Below are 5,660 nucleotides of genomic sequence, written 5' to 3'. Positions count from 1 at the left end.
AGATGTGTATAAGAGACAGGGCCCGGACCGTGGGCCGGGAGCGGGCCGACCGGCTGCGGGAGTGGAGCGGGCAGCAGGGCGTGACCCTGTTCGCCACGCTGTGCACGGCCTGGCAGCTGGTGCTGCGGCGGCGGTCGGGGCAGGACGCGTTCCTGTTGGGCACGACGTTCGGGCGGCGGCCGCCCTCGACGGCGGACACGGTCGGGTTCCATGTGGCACTGCTGCCGCTGCCGCTGTCCGCCACCGACGCGACCTCGTCGCCGGAGGCCGTACGGGCCACCGGCCGGGCGCTGTTCGCGGCGGACGAGCACAGCGGGGTGGACCTGGACGCGCTCTTGGCGGCCGTCCATCCGGACCCGGGGAATCCGCGCCCGCTGGTGACCGTTTCGGTCGATCTGGACCGGGCGGCGCTGGCCGGAATCGACCTGCCCGGCCTGCGGGCGGAGGGCGTGGCGGCCGGGACGGAGTCGGCGCCGCTGGAGCTCGCGCTGATGGCCACCCACGTCCGGGACGGGAGCCTGCGGCTGCGGCTGCGCTACGACGCGGACCTGTTCGACGCGGCGACGGCGGAGGGGTATCTCGCGGAGCTGGACGCGCGGTTGGACGCGATGTCGGAGGCGATGCCGGACCCGGTCGAGGAACACACCGCGGAAGCGGGCACGGCGGCCGGAGCGGACACGGCGGGCACGGCCGGTTCGGACACGGCGGAGCCGGACGACGCGGCGGAGCCGGACGCCCGGACGGCCTCCGACACCGCCGCGCTCCTGCGTGAGGTCTGGGAATCCGTCCTCGGCCGGCGCGGATTCCCCGCCGACGGCAACTTCTTCGACCTGGGCGGCAATTCGATCGCCGCGATCCGCCTGGTGAACCGGGTCCGGGACACGCTCGGCGTCGACTACCCGCTGGCGGACTTCTTCGCCGACTCCACCCTGCGGGCCATGACCGGGCAGCTGGCGGGCGGCCCGGAGCCGGACGTCGCGCCGGTCGTCGACCGCGCCCCCGTCAGCGACCAGCAGGCCCGGATGATCGCCGGGCACCACGCCGTGCCCGACCCCGCGGTGTGGAACGTGCCGACGCGCATCACGTTCACCGGGGCGCTGGACCCGGCGGCCCTGCGGTCCGCCGTCTCCGAGCTGGTCGCCCGGCACGACGGGCTGCGGACCAGGTTCACGCAGGAGGGGGCGCCGGACGGGCCGTGGTGGCAGGAGGTGTCGGCGGCGGAGCCGGTGGCGCTGCCGGTGGAGGATCTGACCGGGCTGCCCGCCGGCGAGCGGCGGCCCCGGGCGGACGCCCTGTGCCGGGCGGACGCGGCGGCCCCCTTCGACCTGGGTCGGCCCCTGCTGCCCCGGACGCGGCTGCTGCGGGTCGAGGAGGACCGCTGGGAGCTGATGTTCGTCCTGCACCACATCTGCGCCGACGGCTGGTCGCTGTCCGTGCTGCTCGCGGAGATCGCCGCGCTGTACACGGCGGCCGCCGCGGGCGTCCCGCACGGCCTGCCCGAACCGGCGATGCAGGCGCCCGGGTACGCCCGGTGGCAGCGGGAGCAGCACGATCCCGGCGCGGAGGCGGAGCGGGCCGCGTTCTGCGCCCGCTATCTGGACGGGGTGCCGTCCGCCGTCCCCGTACCGACGGACCGGCCGCGTCCGCAGAAGCTGAGCGGGCGCGGGGACACGGTGCGCGGGGTCGCGACGGGTGCCGTGCGGGCGGCGGTGGAGAAGCTGGCGGCCGAGCGGCGCACCACCCCGTTCGCGGTCGCGGCGGCGGCTCTCGGGGTGTTCCTGACCCGGCTGTCGGGAGAGGAGGACACCTTGCTGAGCGTCCCGTACGCCAACCGCGAGGGCACCGCTTCGGAGTCGCTCGTGGCGATGACGTCCACCGCGGTGATGGTCCGCGTACGACTGGATTCAGCCAATCTTGACGAGACCTGCGCGGAGCTGGCGGTCCGTACGGGCGCGGGCGCGCTCGGTGCCATGGCGCATGTGCTGCCCACCGCGCGCATCATGCAGGCGATGCGGGACGCGGGCGCTGTCAGCGTCCCCGACCGGGTGCCGCACGTCCTGGCGTTCCAGAACTCCGTCGACACGGACATCGAGATCCCCGGGCTCCGGGTCGAGGTGACCGATCTGGCACCGCCGCTTTCCCGCAGCGAACTGTGCTTCGGGCTTGCGCCGCGCCGGGACCCCGCCAAGGGTTATGGAACGTTCCTGGAATTCTCCACCGACCTGTGGGACCACACGACCGCCCACGACCTTCTCTCGTCGTACACCGACCTGCTCGCGGAGTTCAGCGCCCGGCCCGACCGGCCGGTGCGGGAGCTCCTCGGGGAGCGCCCCTCGCCGGGGCCCCCGGGCCGAGGCTCCGGGGGCTCCGCCGGGGACGCCAGCGCCGGGCCCGACCAGCCCGGCGGACCGTCACCCTCCCAGTCACTGCCGAACACCGGAAAGGCGGACGCCGTATGACTCCGGCCCCCCACCGCAGCCACACCGACGACCTGCTCTCCTTCATCGCCGCCAGCCCTTCCCCGTACCACGTGGTGGCCGGCGCGGCCCAGCGTCTGGAGAAGGCCGGGTTCCGCGAACTGCGCGGCACGGACGACTGGACGGGGGCGACCGGCGGCTGCTTCGTCAGCCGTGCCGGTGCGCTGATCGCCTGGTACGTGCCCGAGGGCGCGCCCGCCCACACCCCGTTCCGGATCGTCGGCACCCACACCGACTCACCGAACCTGCGGATCAAACCGGCCCCGGACACCGGCACTTCGGGGTGGCGGCAGATCGGGGTGGAGATCTACGGCGGGGTCCCGCTGAACACCTGGCTCGACCGGGACCTGGGCATCTCCGGCCGCCTCGCTCTGCGCGGCCCCGACGGCGCCCCGCGCAGCCGGCTCGTGCAGATCGACGAACCCCTGCTGCGGGTACCGCAGTTGGCCATTCACCTGGATCGTACGGTGAACGAGGGCGTGGTCCTGGACCGGCAGCGGCACATCGCGCCGATCTGGGCGCTGGGCGACCCGCGGGAGGGCGAGCTGCTCCGCCGGGTCGCGTCGGACGCCGGGGAGGACCCGGCGGACGTGCTGGGCTGGGACCTGATGCTGCACGACGTCCAGCCGCCCGGATACCTGGGTGTGGACCAGGAGTTCGTGGTGGCGCCCCGGCTGGACAACCAGGTGTCGGTGCACGCCGGGGTGACCGCGCTGGTGGACGCGGCGACGGGGGCCACGCAGCCCTCCTTCGTACCGGTGCTGGCCGCTTTCGACCACGAGGAGGTCGGCAGCGGTTCCGAGACGGGTGCGCAGAGCCCGCTGCTGGAGCGGATCCTGTCGCGGTCCGTGTCGGCGCGCGGCGGCAGCGACGAGGACTGGTCGCGGGCGCTGGCGGGCGCGTTCTGCGTCTCCGCCGACATGGCGCACGCGGTGCACCCCAACTACGCGGAGCGGCACGACCCCGACCACCGCCCGCTCCCCAACGGCGGCCCGACGGTCAAGGTGAACGTCAACCAGCGGTACGCCACCGACTCCACCGGCATCGCGGTGTTCACCGCGGCGGCCGAGCGGTCCGGGGCGCCCTGGCAGCCGTTCGTCTCCAACAACGCGATGCCCTGCGGTACGTCGATCGGCCCGCTCACGGCGGCCCGGCTCGGCGTCACCACGGTGGACGTCGGGGTGCCCGGCCTGTCGATGCACTCGGCGCGCGAGCTGTGCGGGGTGCGCGACCCGGGCTATCTCGCCGCGATCCTCACCACGATCATGGTCGGGGGCTGACGGACCGCCCGCCCTCACCGACGGGCGCGGCATCCGGAAGTACGGAACAGAGAAGTACGGAACAGAAGAGAACAGGATCGACCGTGGCCGACGAAGAGACCGTCCTCATCTGCCTGCCCTTCGCCGGGGCGGGCCCCTCCTTCTTCACACCCTGGCAGGGGCTGGCCCCGGAGGGTCTGCGGATCCTCCCGGTGTCGCTGCCGGGCCGCGAGAAGCGGTTCCCCGAGCCCGCCCACACCTCGGCGGCCCCGGCCGTCGACGACGCGTACGCGCAGGTGACGGCGGCCCTGGGGGGCGGGGACGGGAGCGGCGGCCCGGTCGTGCTGTTCGGGCACAGCATGGGCGCGGTCCTCGCGTACGAACTGGCACACCGGATCGAGCGGTCGGGCGGGCCGATCCGCCTGGCGGCCCTCGTCGTCAGCGGCGCACCCGGCCCCTGGACGCCGCGCACGGACCGGGCGGACGGACTGCCGGACGAGGAGTTCGCCGCCCGGGTCCGGGCGTTCGCCGGGTACGACCACCCGGCGCTGGCCAACCCGGAGATGCGGGAGCTGCTGCTGCCGACGCTCCGGGCGGACGTCCGGCTCCACGAGACGTATGTCCCGTCCACGGACCGGCCGTTGGGTGTGCCGGTCATCTCGGTCCGGGGGCGGGAGGACACGCTGGTCGGAGCGGCGGAGGCGGCCGAGTGGGGCCGGGCGACGACGGGGAAGCTGACGGTGGCCGAGCCGGCCGGCGGGCACATGTATCTCACCGAGCGACCGGGCGAGCTGCTGGAGCTGGTGGCCGCCGAGGTGCGCGCGGAGCGGGGCCGGTGACGGGCGACGGTGGCCCGGGGGCCACGGGCGGCGGCGCACGGCTCGCCGGGCGGACGGCGCTGATCACGGGGGCGGCGCGCGGTCTCGGCCGGGCCTGTGCGCTGGCCTTCGCCCGCGAGGGTGCGGACCTGGTCCTGCTGGACGTGGCGGGCGAGCTGCCCGGGGTGCCCTATCCGCTCGGTTCGGCCTCGCAGCTCGCGCACACCGGGCGGCTCTGCCGCGAGGCGGGGTCCGCCGTGCTGACCCGGCAGGCCGACGTCCGGGACCTGGCGGCGCTGGAGTCGGCGGCGGAGGCGGCCGAGGAGCGCTTCGGGCGGATCGACGTCCTGGTCAACAACGCGGGCATCGCCGCCCCTTCGGGCCGCCCGGCGCACGAGATCACCGAGGCGGAGTGGCAGCTGATGATCGATGTGGATCTGGGCGGTGCGTGGCGGGCGATCCGCGCGGTCGGCGGCCGGATGGTCGCTCAGGGGTCCGGTTCGATCGTCAACATCGCCTCGACGGCGGGCCTGGTGGGCTACCGGCACTTCGCGGGGTACGTCGCGGCCAAGCACGGACTGGTCGGCCTGACGAGAGCGGTGGCCCTGGACTACGCGCCCCGCAAGGTCCGGGTCAACGCGGTGTGTCCGGGCTCGGTCCGGGACGACGAGGCGATGGAGGGCCGGATGCTGGCGGAGATCGCCCGCTCGCTGGAGGTGCCGGTCGCGGAGCACGAGGCCGCGTTCGTCCGGGATCAGCCGATGAACGCGCTGGTGGAGCCGGACGATGTGGCGAACGCGGTGCTCTGGCTGGCCTCGGAGGAGTCCCGGCAGGTGACCGGCAGCGTGGTCACCGTGGACGGCGGGTTCTCCGCCCGCTGACCGCCGTTTCCCTTTCCGTGGACAAGGAGTCGCGTACGTGCCGCCCGCCCAGCACACCCTGACGGTCCGCCTGCCGCCGGACACCGCCGACACCGCGCTCGCCGCCGCTCTCACGGCGGCGGCGGAGCTGTGGTGGCCCGGGGACCGCCGTCCCCGGCTGTGGACGGAGACCGTGCCCGCTCCGGCCGGATCCGGCGCCGCCGCCCGGCGGCGCGCGGCCGAGGC

General features: G+C 74.9%; 5 protein-coding genes. All 5 read left to right on the top strand.

The genetic code is table 11. The features are described from left to right. On the top strand, positions 1-2,459 hold a 2,459-nt coding region (locus CR470_RS35255), incomplete at its 5' end, for a condensation domain-containing protein (RefSeq protein WP_257139026.1). Further along, on the top strand, positions 2,456-3,757 hold the full coding sequence (locus CR470_RS35250; RefSeq protein WP_097871587.1) for a M18 family aminopeptidase: 1,302 nt from the start codon (positions 2,456-2,458) through the stop codon (positions 3,755-3,757). The genes CR470_RS35255 and CR470_RS35250, both read left to right, overlap by 4 nt. An 83-nt stretch (positions 3,758-3,840) precedes the next feature. Continuing rightward, entirely contained in the window at positions 3,841-4,575 is a 735-nt protein-coding gene (locus CR470_RS35245; RefSeq protein WP_097871585.1) for a thioesterase II family protein, read from the top strand. After that, complete coding sequence (locus CR470_RS35240; protein ID WP_097871583.1) at positions 4,572-5,435, top strand: SDR family oxidoreductase; 864 nt, start codon at positions 4,572-4,574, stop codon at positions 5,433-5,435. The genes CR470_RS35245 and CR470_RS35240 overlap by 4 nt, the downstream gene beginning before the upstream one ends. A 37-nt stretch (positions 5,436-5,472) precedes the next feature. Further along, on the top strand, positions 5,473-5,660 hold a 188-nt coding region (locus tag CR470_RS35235; RefSeq protein WP_143663946.1), incomplete at its 3' end, for a hypothetical protein.

It is taken from the genome of Streptomyces sp. rh34, from assembly GCF_002551245.1.
Classification (GTDB): Bacteria; Actinomycetota; Actinomycetes; order Streptomycetales; family Streptomycetaceae; genus Streptomyces.
This window is presented reverse-complemented; position numbering and strand designations above follow the sequence as displayed.